The sequence below is a fragment of the Micromonospora sp. ZG13 genome (assembly GCF_059359355.1).
Genome location: NZ_JCADBQ010000002.1, coordinates 360322 through 376803 on the forward strand (window position 1 = coordinate 360322; position 16482 = coordinate 376803).

Consider the following 16482-nt stretch of genomic DNA (forward strand, 5'->3'; position numbering starts at 1 on the left):
CGGTGACCGTGCCGACGACCGGCGGGCGGGCGCCCAGCGGAAAGACGGGTCAGACGGCCCGGCTACGCAGCGTCGCCACGGTCGAGCCGGCGAGCGTGAGTAGGCACTCCGGCAGCAGCCCGTCGGCCGCCGCCGCACCGAACAGCGCCTCGCCGGTGTCGTCGTCGGCGTTGGCGTACGCGCTGACGAAGCGCGCCACCCAGCGGGTGTCGTAGCCCGCCTCGTCGATGCCGGGGAAGTCCAGCGCGCACGTGCCCGGCGGAACCGGGTCGCCGACCATGGTGGCGGCGAGACACCAGGCCACCCCGTACGCGCCGGCCAGGCCGGACCGGTCGACGACCGCGTCGAACGCCCCCGCCACCGCGTCGCCGTCCCCGGCCAGCGCCGAGCGGAGCACGGCGGTCGCGTCGTCGAGCGTCTGCTGTGGTGAGTCCGTCACCCACAGCACGGTAGGGGTTGGGGTCAAGCCACCCGGCGGCGGTTACTTTCCGTAGTTAGGGCGGGCGACCTGCGGATTGAGCCGCCTCCGTGGTCCCGCGGCGCGGCCCAGCACGCTAATGTGCGCAGCGGACCTTCGCCGGAGGAAGGACGACCATGTTCAAGTCACGCGCCTCGCGGGCGGCCACCCTGGCTGCCTGCGCGACGTTCCTGCTCGCCACGAGCGCCTGCGGGACCGAAGAGCCCGAGGAGGCGACCACCCATCAGGTGCGCCTCTACGGCACCGACGGCAACATGCTGAACTCGTACCCCGCCGAGCTGAAGGATCGCGCCAGCCTGGTCGACGGCATGAAGGGCACGACGCCGCTCACGCCCCTGCCCGAGGACTTCAAGAACCGGCTCCGGTCCCTCGACCCGAAGCTGGGCGACTTTCTCTACTCCGCCGAGGCGTACGACGCGGTGGTGATCAGCGCGATCGCCGCCCAGCTCGCGGGCACGACGGACCCGGCGGCCATCGCGAAGCAGATCGTCGGGGTGACCAACGGCGGGCAGCGCTGCGAGACGCCAGCGGAGTGCCTGACCCTGGCCCGCGCGGGACGCGACGTGGAGTACCGCAGCGTCTCGCTGACCCGGGCCGGCTTCACCGACGCCGGCGAGCCGTCCACCGCGAGCTACGGCACCCTGCACTTCGACGGCCAGCGGCTCAACGACGGCAAGACGGAGTTCGTCGGGGCCGGGGACGAGTCGGCGGCGAGCACCAAGGCGCCGCCGAAGGCGAAGAAGCAGCGCGGCGGCCGCACCGACCGCAGCGACGGCTCACCGCTGGTCATGGGCGGCCTGCTGCCGCAGACCGGTGACCTGGCCCTGGCGTACCCGCCGATCTCCGCCGGCACCAAGCTGGCGATCAGGGAGATCAACGCGGCGGGCGGGGTGCTCGGCGAGCCGGTGGTCTGGATCGACGGCGACGACGGCACCAACCCGGCGGTCGCGAAGGCCACCGTGGCCAGCCACGTCGCGCGGAACGTCCACGTCATCATCGGCGCCGGCGCCTCCGGCATCTCCCGCGCCGTGCTGCCCGACGTGGTGCAGGCCGGGAAGGTGCTGTTCGCCCCGTCGAACACCGACGCCAGCCTGACCGAGTTGGACGACAACGGCCTCTACTTCCGTACCGCGCCGCCGGACAGCCTCCAGGGTCGGGCGCTGGCCGACGTGATCCTCCGCGACGGGCCGCAGAAGATCGCCATCGTGGCCCGTAAGGACTCCTACGGCGAGGGGCTCCAGAACACCGTCCGGGCCGAGCTGGAGCGGGCCGGCATCGGCGGCGACCGGCTCAAGCTGCTGACCTACGAGCCGCCGGCCGACGCCAAGGCGAACCCGGTGGACTTCGTCGCCGGCGCCAAGGAGATCAAGGACTTCGGCGCGGAGGCCGTGCTGATCATCGGCTTCGCCGAGTCCGCCCAGGTGATCCGGGCCCTCGCCGACGCCGGGGTGCAGATCCGACACTGAGCCACCTTGGAACACGGACGGCCGCACCGGTGACCGGTGCGGCCGTCGTCGTTGCGGGAATCAGCGGGGTCGGCGCCGCTCGAGGAACTCCGTCATCCGCCGGTGCTTCTCCTCGTCCTCGAAGAGCACCGCCTGGCTGACCAGGTCGAGGTGCGGGTGCGCGGCGGCCGGCGCGTCGACCGCGAGCTTGGTCAGCCGCAGCGCCAGCGCGGAGCCCTTCGCCATCTCGTCGAGCAGCCCGTGCGCGGTGGGCAGCAGCTCGCCGGGCTCGGCCACCACCCGGTTGACCAGCCCGATCCGCAGCGCCTCCTCGGCGTCCACCCGGCGGCCGGTGAAGAGCAGCTCCTTGGCCCGGGCCTCCCCGATGAGCGCCGGCAGCCGGTGGGTCGCACCCGCGCCGGCCAGGATCCCCAACCGGACCTCCGGCTGGCCGAACACCGCCCGCGCCGTGCAGACCCGCAGATCGCAGGCGTACGCCAGCTCGGCGCCACCGCCCAGCGCGGGCCCGTCCACGGCCGCCACGGTCGGCATCGGCAGCGCCCGGATCCGGGCGAAGGCCGCCGAGTTGATCGCCGCGAGGGCGTCCAGCCGGCCCCGCTCGCGCAACTGCCCGATGTCCGCCCCACCGGCGAAGATCCCCTCGGTGCCGCCGGTGAGCAGCAGCAGGCGGGGCCGCGCCTCCAGGTCCGCGCAGACCTGGTGCAGCTCGGCGATCAGGTCGGCGTCGATGGCGTTGCGCTTCTCCGGCCGGTCGAGCGTCACCACCAGCCGGTCCGGGTGCTCCTCGATCCGCAGCCCGCTCACGAGCGCACCCCGCCTTCCCAGCGGTAGAAGCCCTCGCCGGACTTCTTGCCCAGGCGGCCCGCGGCCACCATCTCCTCCAGCAGCGGCGGCGGGGCGAACCGGTCCCCGTACGCGGCCTGGAGGGTGCGCGCGATGTCCAGCCGCACGTCCAGGCCGACGATGTCGGTCAGCTCCAGCGGGCCGACCGGGTGCCGGTAGCCGAGCACCATCGCCTTGTCGATGTCGGCGGGGCTGGCCACCCCGTCGGCGACCATCCGGATCGCCTCCAGCCCGAGGGTGACCCCGAGCCGGGAGGTGGCGAAGCCGGGCATGTCGCGTACGACGACGGGGTCCTTGCCCAGCCGGCCGGCGAGCGCGACCGCCTCGGCGGTGGTCTCCGTCGCGGTGGCCGGGCCGACCACGACCTCCAGCAGGGCCATCGCCCAGACCGGGTTGAAGAAGTGCAGCCCGAGGAAGCGCTCGGGCCGCGCCAGCCCCTCGGCCAGCGCGGCGATCGGGATGCTGGAGGTGTTGCTGCCCAGCAGTGCCGGCCGCAGCGCCTCGGCCTCGCGCAGCACCGCCCGCTTCAGGTCCGGCCGCTCCGGTACGGCCTCGACCACCACGGCCGGCTCCTCGGCGACCTCGGCGAGCCCCGTGCGCAGCGTCACCCGCTCCCGGTTCGCCGCGGCCCGCTCGGCGTCCAGCTTGCCGCGCGCCACCGCCCGGTCCCACAGCTCGCCGAGCCGTTCGAGGGCCGCCGCGCCCCGCGCCCGGTCCACTTCGACCAGCTCCACGGCGTGCCCGGCCCCGGCCGCCACGTACGCGATGCCGAGCCCCATCGTGCCGGCCCCGACGACGACAAAGCGGTCGCTCATGACGCCTCCCTGTCTCCGGTGGCGGGACGGGGTCGACCCGTGCCCCGCCGCCCGCTCCACTCGCTCATGGGCCGACCCTATGCAGCGGCGATCTCCCCGGCATGCGTGGGGGCGCGACGGATCGGGTACCACGGCACCAACCGAGGGAAGGACGGGCCAGATGAGCCAGGCACCGGAGACCGTGCACGCCGCCGACACGGCGGAGACCGTGGAGACCCGCGGGGACGAGCGGGTCGACCTGCTGCGTGCCGACACCAACAACGACGGCCGCACCGACGTCTGGGTGGCCGACACCGACGGGGACGGCAAGCCCGACCTGTTCCAGTTCGACACCGACCACGACGGCAAGGTGGACATCACGATGGTCGACCTCGACGAGGACGGCACCCCGGACGAGGTGGTCGACGGCGACGGTGGCCTCCCGCCCGAGCAGCTCCCCCCGACCGTCCAGGTCTGACGCCCGCCCCGGATTCCCGCCGCGGGCGGGAATCCGGGCGCGCGACCCTCCGCCGGGGCGTCAGCCGGCGAGGCGCAGGGTGGCAAGGTAGTACGGCGCGTCCCGGTCGTCCACGTCGGTCAGTCGCCAGCCGCTGCCCCGGACCAGCTCGGCCAGCTCGTCCGGCGAGCAGACCAGGTAGTCGAACCACTCGGTGCCCAGCTCCCGGTAACGCAGCCGGAGCCGGAGCTGCCCGCCGAAGCGCCCCCGGCGCCGGTTGCGCTCGTGGTAGCCCGTGTGCACCGGGTCCCGGGTGCCGTACGGGTCGGTGCCCTGGGCGATGACCTGTGCTCCCGGCCGGGCCAGCGCGGCGAGCGCGGCCAGCAGGGCCGGCGCCCGTTCCCGCCCCTCCAGCAGGCCCACGCTGTTGCCGAGCAGCAGGAACGTGTCGTAGCGGCGGCTGTCGGCGACGTGCGCGTCGACCGTGCCGTGCACCAGGTCGCGTACGCCCCGGCGGCGGCAGACGGCCAGCGCCCCGGTCGAGGTGTCCAGCCCGGTGACGGGAACCCCCCGCTCCTGGAGCAGCAGCGCGATCCGGCCCGCCCCGACGCCGACGTCCAGGGTCGCGCCCCGGACGCGGTCCACGGCCCGGTGGTCGTACGGCTGCCAGTCCGCCGGCGGATCCAGGTAGTGCGCGGCGGGCGCGCCGTTGATGAGCCCGTCGTCGCGCTCGATGATCTCGATGACCGGTCGCGGCAGCCGTCCGCCGGCCAGCGGCCGGGGGCCGACCCCGGTGGCCACGGCGTACGCGTCGCGCAGCATCTCTCCGAACACGTCACCGATCCGTGGCTCCACCGTCACGGGCTTCACGCTATCCGGCCGGTCAGTCGACGCGACGGCCGTATCCTGGCGGGATGACCACTCTGGACCGCCTCGGCGCGGAGAAGTACATCCTGCTCACGACCTTCCGCAAGGACGGTCGGGCGGTGCCGACCCCGGTCTGGGCGGTGCGCGACGGCGACGCGCTGGCGGTGTGGTCGGCGGCGGACGCCGGAAAGGTGAAGCGGATCCGGCGCAGCGGCGACGTCACGGTGGCGCCGTGCGACGTGCGGGGCCGGCCGCACGGCGAGGCGGTCGCCGCCCACGCGACCCTGTGCGACGCGGCCGGCACGCGGCGGGTACGTGAGCTGATCAAGCAGAAGTACCGGCTGGTCGGCCGGCTCAGCCTGCTCGGCAGCCGCCTGCGTCGCGGCGAGAGCGGCACGGTCGGCATCCGGGTCGTCCTCACCGACCGGCCGCCGACCGACGTTTGACCCACCCGCCGTACGCGGGCGGGCCGAGACACGACGAAGGGCGGCGGACCGTGTCCGCCGCCCTTCGTCCACATCTGTTCACTCCCGGTCGGTCAGTCCCCCTGCCGCTGCTGCGGGATCTGACCCTGCAACAGTGCCCTGACCTCCGACTCCCGGTACCGACGGTGGCCACCCAGGGTGCGGATGGCGCTGAGCTTGCCCGCCTTGGCCCACCGGGTCACCGTCTTCGGGTCGACACGGAACATCGACGCCACCTCGGCCGGTGTGAGTAGCGGCTCTGGTTCGTGCGTTCGCGATGCCATCGGTCACTCCTCCACATGTATAGACATCGGCCGGGGTCCCGCCGGCCGACGCGTCTCCCATGGTCCGGCTAGTCCCCGATGTCCGACATGGGCCGAACGGCCGAACGTCCCTAGACGGACGGATGAACCATGCCCGATTTATGCGACTTTTACACGGCAGAAAGTACCTTATTCGGACTCATGATCACGGTTCGTGATGAGTCAACTACGAGCTCACCTCGGCTTGGGAGCGCTCCCTGGGCGTTTTCGCCTCAGTTGCACCTTTCCAGCAACTGGACCGCCCGCCAGCGCGCGACCAACCGGTCGTACGCCGCCGACGCCTCCTCGGCCTCGCCCCGGGACAGCCCGGCCAGACCGGTCGCCACCAGCTCGGGCGAGTCGTCGGCGGCCAGCGTCTCGTCCGACAGCAGCTCGACCAGGCCCCCGTAGTCCAGCTCCACCATCGAGCGGGGGTGGAACTCCTCCAGCCAGCGGGCGGCCTCCTCGACCGCCTCCGTGATCGGGGCGTCGCCGATCGACTTGCGCAGCACGGACAGGGCCCGCGACGACCGACGCCGCGCCTTGGAGATCTCCGTCCGGTAGCGCAGCGCCCGCCGCCCGGGGTGGGTCACGTGGTTCCGCTCCTCCGGGTCGAAGAGCACGAACCAGCGCAGCGGCACGCCCCACGTCGCGGTCTGCTCGTGCACCCGTGGCACGCCGTGCTCCAGCACCCGGGCCCCGCTGCGCCAGTCCTCCACCGCCGCCTTCGCCTGCCCGGCGAGCACCGGCGGGACGAAGGCGTCGGCCAGCACCGGCGGCACGCCGTCGCGGGCGTTCAGCGCCGCCTCGGCCACCCGGATGCGCAGGTTCCACGGGCAGACCAGCAGCGTCTCGTCGGTCTCCAGGACGTACGCCTCGTCCGGCAGGTCGGGCAGCCGGGTCCAGCCGGCGCCGAGCGCCTCCAGCACCGACGTCCGTTGCCGGCCCGGCCCCTCCACCGGTGCCACCGCCCGGCCCTGCTCGACGTAGCGCCGCCAGTACGACTGGCGGTCCCGGTCGAAGGCGGTCAGCGGCTCGTACACGCGCAGGTATGAAGCGAAGAGCGACGGCACGGCGCGATCCTCCCACGAATCGGAACCCGGCCGACGTCGGCGGCCCGATCACGCGCGCCTTGGGCGGCCGGACGGCGTCGGCCGATACTAGGCTCACCGGCACCGGCAGCATCCCGCCGGCGGTCCACAGGTCCGCGTCCCACAAGGACGCACCCCACACCAGGAGCGAGTCATGGGCGTATTCGCCACCACCGAAGACCCGGGGTCCAGCGGTCACGAACAGGTCGTGTTCTGCCAGGACAAGCAGACCGGCCTCAAGGCGATCATCGGCATCTACTCCACCGCGCTCGGCCCCGCGCTGGGCGGGACCCGGTTCTACCCGTACGCCAGCGAGTCCGACGCCCTCGCCGACGTGCTCGACCTCTCCCGGGGCATGGCCTACAAGAACGCCCTCGCCGGACTGGACCTGGGCGGCGGCAAGGCCGTCATCTGGGGCGACCCCGAGCGGATCAAGAGCGAGGCGCTGCTGCGCGCCTACGGCCGCTTCGTGGAGTCCCTCGCCGGGCGCTACTACACCGCCTGCGACGTCGGCACCTACGTCGCCGACATGGACGTGATCGCCCGCGAGACCTCGTACGTCACCGGCCGCAGCGTCGAGCACGGCGGCGCGGGCGACTCCTCCATCCTCACCGCGTGGGGCGTCTTCCAGGGCATGCGGGCCGCCGCCGAGCACGTCTGGGGCGTCCCGACCCTCGCCGGGCGGCGCGTCGGCGTCGCCGGCCTGGGCAAGGTCGGCAAGTACCTGGTGGGCCACCTGGTCGACGACGGCGCCGAGGTGGTGGCGACGGACGTGAACCCGAAGGCCCTGGAGTGGGCGCGCGCGACCCACCCGCAGGTCGCGCTGGTCGACGACGCCGCCGCGCTGGTCGCCGCCGACATCGACGTGTACGCCCCCTGCGCGCTGGGCGGCGCGCTCAACGACGACACGGTGCCCGCGCTGCGCGCCAAGGTCGTCGCGGGCGCGGCCAACAACCAGCTCGCCCACTCGGGCATCGAGAAGCTGCTGGCCGACCGCGGCATCCTCTACGCCCCCGACTACGTCGTCAACGCCGGCGGCGTGATCCAGGTGGCGGACGAGATCGAGGGCTTCAACTTCGAGCGCGCCAAGCTGCGCGCGACCCGGATCTACGACACCACCCGGGAGATCCTGCGGCTGGCCGACGCCGAGGGCGTGCCGCCGGCGGTGGCGGCGGACCGGCTCGCGGAGCGGCGGATGGCCGACGTCGGCCGGCTGCGCACGATCCACCTGCGCTGAGCGCCCCGGGGGCGGAGCGTCGTTCCGCCCCCGGCCCCGCAGGGCGGCCCGTCCCGTTAGGCTGGATTCACGGGGCTTTGCCCCGTGTCACGGGCGCTCCCGGCGCCGCTCCTTACCGGGTACAATCGGTGACGGCCGGATGACCGCGACGCGCGGTGTCGGTCGGCGGTAACCCGAGGTGCCGAACGATGGCATCCCCATGTACCGTAAGAGCCACGAGAGATGCCTGACGTCATCGGGGCCCGCCTTCGGGCTGCCCCGCATTCTGTGCGAGGGGGTCGAGCCATGGGGCGCGGCCGTGCTAAGGCCAAGCAGACGAAGGTGGCCCGGGAGTTGAAGTACCACTCCCCGAACACCGACCTCACCGCCTTGCAGCGCGAACTGGCGGGTGCTGGTAAGTCTGAGCACAACTTCGACGACGACTACAAAGAGTATGTCGACGACGATGATGAGGATCACGCGGACGAAGACCCGGATCCCTGGGTACGTCCGCCCCGCTGACCTCCGGTAACAGCTGAGCACGCGGTGTCGCCCGCGTGCTCACGCATGTGCCCATCGAAGCGGCGCCAAGACCGACGATCAGGGACCTGCCCGTGCCGGAGAACCGTCCGGCCGATCGGCAGGTCCCTGATCACGGTCCGGCTCAGCGGGGGCGGTTGTTCCAGTTGTAGAACGTCGGGATGTTCTCGAAGTGGTTCCAGGCACACACGGCGCTCGCGCCGTCGCCGCCCGCCACCTCGGCCCGTAGTCGCCGCGCGGCCTCGGCCTCGTGGAGAAGTGCGGAGAGTCCCGGCGCGGCCTGCCGCACCCGATCGGCGACCTCGTCCGGGGTGTCCGTCCTCCGGTCAGGCTGCCGGTGACTGGTGGTCTCGGGCATGCTCCAACACTCCCTCCAGTAAGTGGATCTTGCTGTTGCGGCAGTGCGCGGTCTGCGTACCGTCGAAGCGCCCCTGTTCGAAGTAGCGGTTGGCCGCGTGGCCCCCGCCGCAGAACCCGAAGTAGGGGCAGGACGAACGGCACGCCTCGACGCCGGCGAGGAACTCGCCGACCCAGGGCGTCCGGTCCGCGTGGGCGAGGATCTCGGCCAGCGGGGTGGTCAGCACGTTGCCGCTGCTGAAGTCGCCGTACCGGACGTCGGTGAAACCGGCCAGCTCCGGGGAGAGCACGATCACCGAGCCGTCGTGGCCGACGGTCGGGATCGGGTCCAACCGCCGGGGGAGCACGTCGTCCGCGCTGCCGTCCAGCACCGCTGCGGCGTACCGCAGCGACCACTCGACCTCGCGCAGGTGGATCCGGGGCTCCCGGCGCCAGGCCGCCACCAACTCCGCCCAGAAGGCGGTCACCAGCTTCGCGTCGTGGGAGTTGTCGCGGAGGTTGACCCCCTCGGTCTCCTCGATGTTGACCCCGAGCACGTCGCAGCCGAGGTCGAGGAAGTAGTCGTACAACTCGGTGGCCAGGCCCGGCCCGGGGCGGCCCACCACCGCCAGCGCCGAGAACGGCAGGCCGTGCCGGCGCAGCGCCGCCACCCCCCGCAGGATCCGGTCGTACGCGGGACCGCCGCCCCGGGTGACCCGCTCGCCGTTGCGCTCCCGGGGACCGTCCACGCTCACGCTCACCCGCACCCCGTGCTCGACGAAGAACGCACACCAGGCGTCGTCGATCAGCGTGGCGTTGGTCTGGACGTGGTGCTCGACCTGCGGCCCGAACGGCGCGATCAGCGCGGCGAGGTGCTCCCGGCCGGCGGCCAGCGGCTCGCCGCCGTGCCACACCACCGAGAAGCGGCCCGCCGCCGCCCAGGGATTGACCGACGCGGCAACCGCCTCGGCCACCGGCACCGGCATCCGCCGGTCGACCGCCCGCAGCGGCAGGTAGCAGTAGGCGCAGTCCAGGTTGCACAGGGTGGTGGGTTGCATGACCACGTACGAGGGGACGGCGGCCAGGCCGCGCATCCCGCTGAACGACCGTCCCCGAGCAGCCATTGCCCTCCTCAGCGCCTGAAGGGCTGTCGGGAACCCGGACGGGTGGCCCGACAGCTTGAGGGTGCCCTTCAGGCTAGGCGGCTACGGCCACTCGGGTGAAGCCCTGATCAGGTGCCCGTACGATCACCGCGAGTTGATCAACCCCGGGTGTGCTGGCCGATCATCTGCACGTTGCCCGAGCCCTCGATGATCTCGCCGGCCTGCCACGCGTCGACACCCCGGCCCGTGAGGGTGGCCAGCGCGCGGTCGGCGTCCTCGGCGGAGACGATCGCGAACATGCCGACGCCCATGTTGAAGGTGGCCTCCATCTCCGGGTCCTCGATCCGCCCCTTGGACTGGATCAGGTCGAAGATCGGCTGCGGCTTCCAGGTGGAGCGGTTGACCACCGCGTCGACGTGCTCGGGAAGCACCCGGACCAGGTTGCCGGGAATGCCGCCGCCGGTGACGTGGGCGATGGAGCGCACCTCGGCCTCGGCGATCAGCTTGAGGCAGTCCTGCGCGTAGATCTTCGTCGGGGTCAGCAGCTCCTCGCCGAGGGTGCGCTGCCGGCCGAAGTCGTCGATCACCACGTCGAGCCGCATCCGGCCCGCGCCCAGCAGCACGTGCCGCACGAGCGAGTAGCCGTTGGAGTGCAGGCCGGAGGAGCGCATCGCGATGACCACGTCGCCCACCTCGACCCGATCCGGGCTGAGGATGTCGCTCTCCTCCACGACGCCGACGCCGGTGGCGGAGATGTCGTACTCGTCCGGACGCAGCACGCCCGGGTGCTCGGCCGTCTCGCCGCCCAGCAGGGCGCAGCCGGCGTAGCGGCAGCCGTCGGCGATGCCGGCGCCGATCTCGGCCACCTTGTCCGGCACGACCTCGCCGGTGGCGATGTAGTCGAGCAGGAAGAGCGGCTCGGCGCCGCAGGCCACCAGGTCGTCGACGACCATCGCCACCAGGTCGATGCCGACCGTGTCGTGGATGTCCATCTGCTGGGCGATCACCAGCTTGGTGCCCACGCCGTCCGTGGACGAGGCCAGGATCGGGTTCTTGTACTTCTTCGTGTCCAGGCGGAACAGCCCGGCGAAGCCCCCCAGGTCACCCATCACCTCGGGGCGCCTGGTCTGCTTCACCTTCGACTTCAGCAGCTCGACCGCGCGGTCGCCCGCCTCGATCGAGACGCCGGCGTCCGCGTACGAGACCGAGCGTTTGCGCGCCGGGCGGCCGGTGCCGGCCGTCCAGGGCTGGCGGTCGCCGTTGGCGCCGGTCGGGCTGCTTCCTGCGCCGCTGCGCTCGGACACGTGCGTCACGGTTCTCCCCTTTGGTTCTGGCGCCGCGCCGGCGGTGACCGGCCGCGCCGGGTGGTGCTACGGGCGGTGTGTGGTCACGCCGCCCGGAGTGGCGACGAGCGGGGCGGTGTGCTCCGAGGTGTCGGACGCCTGCGCGGCGACCCGCCGGCCCACCCCTTCGAGCACGTGCTTGCCGATCAGGTTGCCGGCGGGGAGCTCGATCGGGTATTCCCCGTCGAAGCACGCACGGCACAGCCGGGTCTTCGGCTGCTCGGTGGCGGCGATCAGGCCCGGGAGCGACACGTAGCCGAGCGTGTCCGCCCCGATGGAGCGCCGGATGCCGTCGTTGTCCAGCCCGTTGGCCAGCAGTTCGGCGCGGGTGGCGAAGTCGATGCCGTAGAAGCACGGCCAGTTGACCGGCGGCGAGGAGATGCGTACGTGCACCTCCAGCGCGCCGGCCTCGCGCAGCATCCGCACGATCGCCCGCTGCGTGTTGCCGCGCACGATCGAGTCGTCGACCACGACCAGCCGCTTGCCCCGTACGTTCTCCCGCAGCGGGTTGAGCTTGAGCCGGATGCCGAGCTGGCGCAGCGTCTGCGACGGCTGGATGAAGGTGCGCCCGACGTACGGGTTCTTCATCAGGCCGGCGCCGTAGGTGATGCCCGACTCCTCGGCGTAGCCGATCGCGGCCGGGGTGCCCGACTCCGGCACCGGGATGACCAGGTCGGCCTCGACCGGGTGCTCCTTGGCGAGCTGGCGGCCGATCTGCACCCGCGCGGAGTGCACGTTGCGCCCGGCGATGGTGGCGTCGGGGCGCGCGATGTAGACGTACTCGAACAGGCAGCCCTTGGGCTCCGGGGCGGCGAACCGGCTGGAGCGCAGCCCGTCCTCGTCGATCGCGATCAGCTCGCCGGGCTCGACCTCGCGGACCACGCTCGCGCCCACGATGTCCAGCGCGGCCGTCTCGCTGGCCACCACCCAGCCGCGCTCCAGCCGGCCGAGCACCAGCGGGCGCACGCCGTGCGGGTCGCGGGCCGCGTAGAGGGTCGACTCGTCCATGAACACGAAGCTGAACGCGCCCCGCAGCCGCGGCAGCACCTCCAGCGCCGCCGCCTCGACCGACAGGTCCGGGCGGCTGGCCAGCAGCATCGTCACCAGGGAGGTGTCGTTGGTCGAGCCGTCGGCGAGCAGTCCCCGCTCGCTGACCTCGCGCTGGAGCTCCGCCGTGTTGACCAGGTTGCCGTTGTGGGCCAGCGCGATCGTGGTGCCGGACGTGGTGGAGCGGATGGTCGGCTGGGCGTTCTCCCAGGTCGAGCCGCCGGTGGTGGAGTAGCGTGCGTGCCCGATCGCCACGTGCCCGCGCAGGCTGGCGAGGGTCGGCTCGTCGAAGACCTGGGCGACGAGGCCGAGGTCCTTGTAGACCACCACGCCCGAACCGTCGCTGACCGCGATGCCCGCGGCCTCCTGGCCTCGGTGCTGGAGGGCGTAGAGACCGAAGTACGTCAGGTTGGCGACCTCCTCCCCGGGCGCCCAGACGCCGAAGACGCCGCACGCGTCCTGGGGGCCTGGTCGTTGGGGATCAAGGTCGTGGCTCAGCCGGCCGTCGCCTCGGGGCACCTGCGCTCCCTCATGCTGGTCTGGACCGGCCTTGCGGAATCACGCGGGGGCGGGATCCGCACTCCTCGGCCGGGACCACTGTCGTCGCCTGACAGTGTACGCGAATCCGTGTCGATACAGAAAGTCACGATCCGGCTCCGTGACGTCACCGGTCGATGGATATCGCCGCAGCTAGAGCGGCAGGTACGCGGAGAGATCAGCCCGGATTCCGCTCACCCGTACGCGACCCTGGGTGATCGCATCGGCCCATCCGAGCCGTCCGGTGGCCACCTCCAGCCAGGTCCCCGGCTCCATCTCGACGACGTTCGCGGGGGTGCCGCGGGTGTGTCGGGGACCGGGAACGCACTGAACTGCGCCGTAAGGTGGGACACGCACCTCCACCGATCGGCCGGGGGCGCGCTCCGCCAGGACGGTCAACAGGGCACGGACCGCCTCCCGGAGGACCGGTCGATCGGGCGTACGCCCCTCGTCGAGCGCCGACAACGCCGCCGCGACCGCGGCGGACTTAATGTGCGGAGAGGACACGACGGGACGATACGGCTTCAGCGCGCCACGCCTGACGCTGGCCCTGGGTCGCGCCGATCCGGTCAGACAAGGCATAGTTGCCGACGGCGTATTCGTACCGTGATGATCCCCGGCCCGGCGACCCGCCGCCGAGGGAAGTCAGTCCGGAAGGCGGTGGACGTGTCAACACACCGACGTGCCTGGAAGCAGCGGGCCGGTGTGGTCGTGGCGCTGGTTGTCGGCGCTCTGCTCGCTGCCCCCGCCACACCAGCCCTGGCCGCGGACGTCACCGTGTCGCCCGGCTCGGTCACCGTCAACGCCGGCAGCGACGCCGCCGTCACCGTGCAGGTGACTCCCCGGGACGGCGACGAGAAGGTCCAGATCAGCCTCGCCGGCCTCCCGGGCGGCGTGAGCTGCGCCGGCGGCTGCGGGACGATCGACTTCAACAACGACCGGCCGAGGTCCCAGCTGCTGCGGCTGCGGGCCAACGACAACGCCGGCGACGCGAACGTCACCGTCACGGTGGCGGCCGAGGGCGACAAGTCCGGCCCCGGCACCGCCACCTTCCAGCTCGGCGTCAAGGGCAAGGCCCAGCCGTCCCAGCCGACCCAGGTGCAGACCGTCAAGTCGGTCTCCGGCAAGGTCGTCGTCCAGGCGAACGGCAAGGCCGTGCCGAACGCCGTGGTCATGCTCCAGGACGGCGCCGGCAAGAAGATCGACACGATCAGCGACGACGACGGCAACTTCCGCTTCACCGGCAGCAGCGAGAAGCCGATCGCGCCCGGCCGGCTCGCGGTCGGCGCCAGCGTCGGTGAGGTGTACGCCACCAAGAGCTTCGACGCGTCCGCCGGGCAGAGCGTCACCGGCCAGCGCATCGCCCTGGCGATCAAGGTCGAGACGACGCCGAGCGCCACCCCCTCGGCCACCGAGGAGGCCCTCCCCACCGAGGAGCCGGTCGAGGAGACCCCCGAGGAGAGCGCCGAGGCGACCCCGGGCGCGGCGGCCAACGCCAGCAACGAGGACTCCGGCGGCATGGGCTCCTGGCTGATCATCCTGCTCGGCGGCCTGCTCGTCGCCGCCGGTGTCGGCACGATCGTGCTGCTCTGGATGCGGCGCAAGGACAGCGGCGACGAGGTCGACGACGCCCCGGCGGGCGCGGCGGCTGCCGGCGCGGTCCCGGCGGCGCGTGGGGCGTTCCGGGGCGCGGACGACCAGACCCGGGTGGTCAACCGGGTGGGCGTCACGCCGGATCCGACGATGGTCGGTGGCACCGCGCTGAGCGACGCCCCGACGATGATGCACCGCCCCGTGGTCGACGACGTGCCGCCGGACCCGTACGGCGCTCCCCCGCAGCCCTACGGCGCGGCGGGCAACCAGCAGGGCTGGGGCGGCAGCGGCTACGGCGACGAGCCGGCCGGCCCGGGTGGCTACGGCGCCGCCGGCTACGGCAACGCGCCCTCGTCCGGCGGCGGCTACGGCAGCGGCGGGTCCGGTGGCGGCTACGGCAACGCGCCGTCCTCGGGCGGCGGCTACGGCAACGCCCCCGCCTCGGGTGGCGGCTACGGCAGCAACGACTACGGCGCTCCGACGGGCGCGGCCGGAGCCGCGGGCTACCCGCCGGCGGGCGGCGGCCGGGGCTACGGCGAGCGCTACGACGAGCCGACCGGCCGCTACACCGGTGACGCCACGCAGTACCCGGCCCCGGCCGACCCGTACGCGACCGGCGTCTACCAGCCGGAGCAGGGTCAGGGCTACGGCCAGTCCGAGCCCGGGGCGTACGGCCGCGGCGGCGAGTCGACGGGCGGCTACGAGCGGGGCGGCTACGGCCAGCCGGGCGGCTACGGCGGCCAGGAGCCCCCGGCGTCGCGCGGCGGCTACGGCCAGCCGGGCGGCTACGACCAGCCCACCTCGTACGACAACCAGGGCGGCTACGGCCAGGGCGGGTACGGGCAGGAGCCCCCGCAGCAGCGTGGCGGCTACGAGGACCGTGGCGGCTACGGCGGCCAGGAGCCCTCGACGTCGCGCGGCGGCTACGGCCAGCCGGGCGGCTACGACGAGCCGACCGGTCACGGCCGCCCGGACGGCCCACCGCAGCAGGACCGGGGCGGGCGCCGGCTGGACTGGCTCGACGACTGACCCGCGCGGGGTACGCCCCGACGACACAGCACCACGGCGAGGGCCGTCCGGACTCCGGGCGGCCCTCGCCGCCGCTCGCGGCTCCATCCGGAACGGGCCGGACTCCGGGCACCCCTACCGCTTGCGGCTCCGCCGGGATCGGCCGGGTCGTCGCAGCCGGTCGACGGCTGCGCGAGCCCGTACGGCAAATCGCGTCGGGACCCGCGCGCGGCAGGGCCGTCAGGTGGCGGAGAAGACGCCCTGGCGCAGCACCGGGACCACGCCCGACACGCCGACCCGGACGGCGACCTCGACGTCCTCGCCGAAGCCGCCCTCGATCAGCTCGCGGCCCGACACGCTGCCACGGACCGCGGCGGGCACGTCGGGGGTGCTGGCGAGCGCGGCGAGCGCCATCGCCGCCTCCACGGAGAGACCGCCGGGCACACCCGACAGGGCGTCCAGCACGCAGGCCGCCCCCAGCTGGTCCTCCACGGAGGGCCGCAGCGAGCCGTCCGGCCAGCGCTCACCCGAGGCGATCACGCCGATCGGCGCGTCCGTCGCGCCGTACCCCTGGTGGGTGAGCCAACGGCCGACGGCGCGCGCGTTGCGCAGGCACGCCGCGACCACCGGCAGCCCGGTGGCGCTGGCCGCCGCGCTGATCGCCGAACCGTTCGGCGACGGCAGCACGAGGTCGGCGACGACCGGCGCGGTGCTCAGCGCCGCCGGCGAGAGCGACCACGGATGGTCCGGGCCCACCTGCCTGCGGCCCACCGCCGCGACCGCGCCGACCCGCCGCGCGTAGTCGGCCGCCTGCTCGCCCCACGGAAACGGGTGCACCCGCATGCCGCGCCCGACCGCGACGTCCACGGCGGTGGTGAACGACAGCACGTCCACCACCACCAGCACCGCGCACACCCGCCCCAGCTCGGCCGCCCCCGTCAGCCCCCAGTCGAACCGGGCACCGGAACCGGGTTGGACGTGGACGGCCGCGGCCACC

Annotated in this window: 17 protein-coding genes and 1 pseudogene; 6 read left to right on the plus strand and 12 right to left on the minus strand. The window is 73.3% G+C overall.

Annotated features, from left to right (window positions below):
* Window positions 1-49 precede the first annotated feature (49 nt).
* Window positions 50-439: a hypothetical protein gene (locus AC5L34_RS05535; RefSeq protein ID WP_441173729.1), complete on the minus strand. Its 390-nt coding sequence runs from the start codon at window positions 437-439 to the stop codon at window positions 50-52.
* A 155-nt stretch (window positions 440-594) separates the two neighbouring features.
* On the opposite strand from AC5L34_RS05535, the gene AC5L34_RS05540 reads away from it, so the two are divergent.
* Window positions 595-1944, plus strand: coding sequence for an ABC transporter substrate-binding protein (locus AC5L34_RS05540; RefSeq protein ID WP_441173730.1), 1350 nt, complete (start codon window positions 595-597; stop codon window positions 1942-1944).
* 60 nt (window positions 1945-2004) lie between these two features.
* Here AC5L34_RS05540 and AC5L34_RS05545 read toward each other — a convergent pair whose 3' ends face one another.
* Both AC5L34_RS05545 and AC5L34_RS05550 read right to left on the minus strand, forming a co-directional pair.
* Window positions 2005-2748, minus strand: coding sequence for an enoyl-CoA hydratase/isomerase family protein (locus AC5L34_RS05545; RefSeq protein ID WP_441173731.1), 744 nt, complete (start codon window positions 2746-2748; stop codon window positions 2005-2007).
* Window positions 2745-3602 (minus strand): 3-hydroxyacyl-CoA dehydrogenase family protein, encoded by an 858-nt coding sequence (locus AC5L34_RS05550; protein WP_441173732.1) that lies wholly within the window; start codon window positions 3600-3602, stop codon window positions 2745-2747. The genes AC5L34_RS05545 and AC5L34_RS05550 overlap by 4 nt, the downstream gene beginning before the upstream one ends.
* A 160-nt stretch (window positions 3603-3762) precedes the next feature.
* Here AC5L34_RS05550 and AC5L34_RS05555 point away from each other — a divergent pair, with 160 nt between their 5' ends.
* Window positions 3763-4059, plus strand: a complete 297-nt coding sequence (locus AC5L34_RS05555) for a hypothetical protein (RefSeq protein ID WP_441173733.1) — start codon at window positions 3763-3765, stop codon at window positions 4057-4059.
* Between the two features lie 60 nt (window positions 4060-4119).
* Here AC5L34_RS05555 and AC5L34_RS05560 read toward each other — a convergent pair whose 3' ends face one another.
* Window positions 4120-4899: a class I SAM-dependent methyltransferase gene (locus tag AC5L34_RS05560; protein WP_441173734.1), complete on the minus strand. Its 780-nt coding sequence runs from the start codon at window positions 4897-4899 to the stop codon at window positions 4120-4122.
* 53 nt (window positions 4900-4952) lie between these two features.
* On the opposite strand from AC5L34_RS05560, the gene AC5L34_RS05565 reads away from it, so the two are divergent.
* Window positions 4953-5351 carry a PPOX class F420-dependent oxidoreductase gene (locus AC5L34_RS05565; RefSeq protein ID WP_441173735.1) on the plus strand — a complete coding sequence of 133 codons (399 nt, stop codon included), beginning with the start codon at window positions 4953-4955 and terminating at the stop codon, window positions 5349-5351.
* 92 nt (window positions 5352-5443) lie between these two features.
* Here the strand turns inward: AC5L34_RS05565 and AC5L34_RS05570 are convergent, their stop codons facing one another.
* Window positions 5444-5653, minus strand: coding sequence for a BldC family transcriptional regulator (locus tag AC5L34_RS05570; protein ID WP_007073996.1), 210 nt, complete (start codon window positions 5651-5653; stop codon window positions 5444-5446).
* Between the two features lie 251 nt (window positions 5654-5904).
* Window positions 5905-6744 carry a DUF8083 family protein gene (locus AC5L34_RS05575; RefSeq protein ID WP_363624159.1) on the minus strand — a complete coding sequence of 280 codons (840 nt, stop codon included), beginning with the start codon at window positions 6742-6744 and terminating at the stop codon, window positions 5905-5907.
* A gap of 172 nt (window positions 6745-6916) precedes the next feature.
* Between AC5L34_RS05575 and AC5L34_RS05580 the strand changes: the two genes are divergently transcribed.
* Window positions 6917-7999, plus strand: a complete 1083-nt coding sequence (locus AC5L34_RS05580) for a Glu/Leu/Phe/Val family dehydrogenase (RefSeq protein WP_441173736.1) — start codon at window positions 6917-6919, stop codon at window positions 7997-7999.
* 285 nt (window positions 8000-8284) lie between these two features.
* Window positions 8285-8500, plus strand: coding sequence for a DUF3073 domain-containing protein (locus tag AC5L34_RS05585; RefSeq protein ID WP_089002617.1), 216 nt, complete (start codon window positions 8285-8287; stop codon window positions 8498-8500).
* 142 nt (window positions 8501-8642) lie between these two features.
* Here the strand turns inward: AC5L34_RS05585 and amcA are convergent, their stop codons facing one another.
* From amcA to AC5L34_RS05610, 5 genes are all read right to left on the minus strand, one after another.
* Complete coding sequence (gene amcA, locus AC5L34_RS05590) at window positions 8643-8876, minus strand: multiple cyclophane-containing RiPP AmcA (RefSeq protein WP_089002618.1); 234 nt, start codon at window positions 8874-8876, stop codon at window positions 8643-8645.
* Window positions 8845-9948: a cyclophane-forming radical SAM peptide maturase AmcB gene (gene amcB / locus AC5L34_RS05595; RefSeq protein ID WP_441174082.1), complete on the minus strand. Its 1104-nt coding sequence runs from the start codon at window positions 9946-9948 to the stop codon at window positions 8845-8847. The genes amcA and amcB overlap by 32 nt, the downstream gene beginning before the upstream one ends.
* A 167-nt stretch (window positions 9949-10115) precedes the next feature.
* Window positions 10116-11270: a phosphoribosylformylglycinamidine cyclo-ligase gene (gene purM, locus AC5L34_RS05600; protein ID WP_441173737.1), complete on the minus strand. Its 1155-nt coding sequence runs from the start codon at window positions 11268-11270 to the stop codon at window positions 10116-10118.
* Between the two features lie 57 nt (window positions 11271-11327).
* Window positions 11328-12866, minus strand: coding sequence for an amidophosphoribosyltransferase (gene purF / locus AC5L34_RS05605; protein ID WP_089002621.1), 1539 nt, complete (start codon window positions 12864-12866; stop codon window positions 11328-11330).
* Window positions 12867-13037: 171 nt separating this feature from the next.
* Entirely contained in the window at window positions 13038-13391 is a 354-nt protein-coding gene (locus AC5L34_RS05610; RefSeq protein ID WP_363892308.1) for a sterol carrier family protein, read from the minus strand.
* A gap of 112 nt (window positions 13392-13503) precedes the next feature.
* Here AC5L34_RS05610 and AC5L34_RS05615 point away from each other — a divergent pair.
* A pseudogene (locus tag AC5L34_RS05615) lies at window positions 13504-15506 on the plus strand (carboxypeptidase-like regulatory domain-containing protein); the annotation flags it as partial.
* 219 nt (window positions 15507-15725) lie between these two features.
* On the opposite strand, the gene AC5L34_RS05620 reads toward AC5L34_RS05615, so the two are convergent.
* Window positions 15726-16481 (minus strand): 2-phosphosulfolactate phosphatase, encoded by a 756-nt coding sequence (locus AC5L34_RS05620; protein WP_357659914.1) that lies wholly within the window; start codon window positions 16479-16481, stop codon window positions 15726-15728.
* Window position 16482 lies beyond the last annotated feature (1 nt).